Origin of the sequence: Yersinia sp. 1252 StPb PI, assembly GCF_048593885.1 — a bacterium.
Lineage (GTDB): Bacteria > Pseudomonadota > Gammaproteobacteria > Enterobacterales > Enterobacteriaceae > Yersinia > Yersinia enterocolitica_E.
This window is the reverse complement of sequence record NZ_JAZGQE010000549.1, coordinates 1-316: the sequence shown is the minus strand read 5'-3', so window position 1 is coordinate 316 and position 316 is coordinate 1. Positions and strand designations below refer to the sequence as shown.

Sequence of the window (316 nt, the reverse complement as noted above, 5' to 3'; positions counted from 1 at the left end):
ATTATGATAATAGTAATGATATGAATTCAATCATCCCCGATATAGATGTTTTTTTAGAAGGCACTCTATCATCTTGCCAAGTTTACCCCTATCTTTATATCTCTTTGAGTGAACTTCACTCTACTATTTCACTAACATCGTGTAAAAATGAAATCATAAACAACAGTAAAAATGTATGTAAGACAGAGTTGTTTTATGATTTTGACTCACTAAATAGATAATGCTGCATTACCGTACGTCAGATAGTAATGTTGTATAACCAGATTGTTTTTTGAGCGATCAATACCTCTTCTAATGTATTCATCTAATTTTTCAG

General features: G+C 30.4%; 1 pseudogene. It reads left to right on the top strand.

Features of this window, described 5'->3' with window-relative positions:
* Positions 1 to 221 (top strand): annotated as a pseudogene (locus V2A85_RS24700) (hypothetical protein); the annotation flags it as partial.
* Between the last annotated feature and the right edge of the window lie 95 nt (positions 222 to 316).